Annotated in this window: 1 protein-coding gene and 1 pseudogene; both read left to right on the top strand. The window is 59.4% G+C overall.

The features are described 5' to 3' along the window. Positions 1–177 precede the first annotated feature (177 nt). Entirely contained in the window at positions 178–534 is a 357-nt protein-coding gene (locus ACTJLC_RS31720) for a tyrosine-type recombinase/integrase (protein ID WP_440846413.1), read from the top strand. A 71-nt stretch (positions 535–605) separates the two neighbouring features. Further along, positions 606–907: pseudogene (locus tag ACTJLC_RS31715) on the top strand (IS21 family transposase); the annotation flags it as partial. Positions 908–1,256: the final 349 nt, after the last annotated feature.

Here is a 1,256-nt window from a genome sequence, read left to right as displayed (position 1 = left end):
CTCTCGCAAACACCGGCGACGACTACGAGGCGCTATTGCCTTGGCGCCTCATCCCCTCCGCAGACTGACGCACAGCCGGTCGCTGAGAGCAAGCCACGTGGTTTATTGCGCGCTTACCACTTTCTACGCATATCTTCGGCAACTGCTCGGTGAACAACGCACATTGCCAATGGTCCGGTGTTCGGCGCAGTAAAAAGCCGCCCCCTGACGCGCTTTGGTATCTACAAGATAGTCCGGCGACATGCAGCGCCGTGGGACACGGACGGTCCGCAGCCGCGACATGTGAGTCCCCATCTGTTTCGACATACTGCCGCCGTCCACCTCCTTGAATCCGGTGTCGAAGTCAACGTCATTCGTGGTTGGATCGGACACGTTAGCCTCGATACCACCAACCGCTATGCTGAACTGACGTTACGCGCCAAGGCCGAAGCGTTACGTGCCTGCGAAATAAGCCCTTCTAATTCGGAGGCATCCCGCGCTCGTGCAGTCTGGAAGGACGACAAAGCACTCATCGAGTGGCTCGACGCGCTGTAGCTCGTTATGTGCCCAGACATTCGCGCTCTTCCCGACAGCAGTACAAATCTGTGTCGATCGCCACATAACGGCCTCGGACACAGAAGCCGGATAACCTGCGCGCAATGATTGCCGATCTCGACCGCTATGAACCTCGCGCCGGCGACACCGTGCTGGACTTTGCGCGTCATTACGGTACCTCATTCCTCCCTGCTCGCGTATATCGCCCGAGGGACAAACCGAAAGTGGAAGTTGCGGTCCAGGTGGTCGAAATTGGATCATGGCGCGCCTGCGTCATCACCGGTTTGCGTCGGTTCACTCGGTCAATGAGGCAATCCGCCCACTGCTCAAGAACCTGAACGAGCGCCCGTTCCAGAAGCTGCCGGGATGCCGTGGGCCAGGCTGCAGCACTTTGTGAGTAGTGACGCACATCCGGCATCCTCCTGTTGGCGGCCAGAAGTCGCGCATGCTGTTTCTGATGTACGAGGCCGCCAGTCAGCCGTTGTTTTCCGTGGACCACATCCTATAGTGCCGCACGCCAGCTGCGCTGCATGCGGCGACCGGTTCAGCCAGTTGCAGCGCCAGCGTTACCCTGGCGCTCCGTCATACGCGCTCTCTCCAGCTTGCGTAATTCGTGGAAGCTGGACACGCGTTTCGCGTGAAGGTGGACAGCGGTTTCGCGCGAAGCTGGACGTTCGGAGCGCAGCGACGCGGGGGTTTCGATATTTACTCTGACTGCTGGT

This window comes from Paraburkholderia sp. 22099 (assembly GCF_052045835.1).
Lineage (GTDB): Bacteria > Pseudomonadota > Gammaproteobacteria > Burkholderiales > Burkholderiaceae > Paraburkholderia > Paraburkholderia terricola.
Note: the sequence above shows the minus strand (reverse complement) of the source record. Positions and strands in the feature narration are given on the sequence as shown.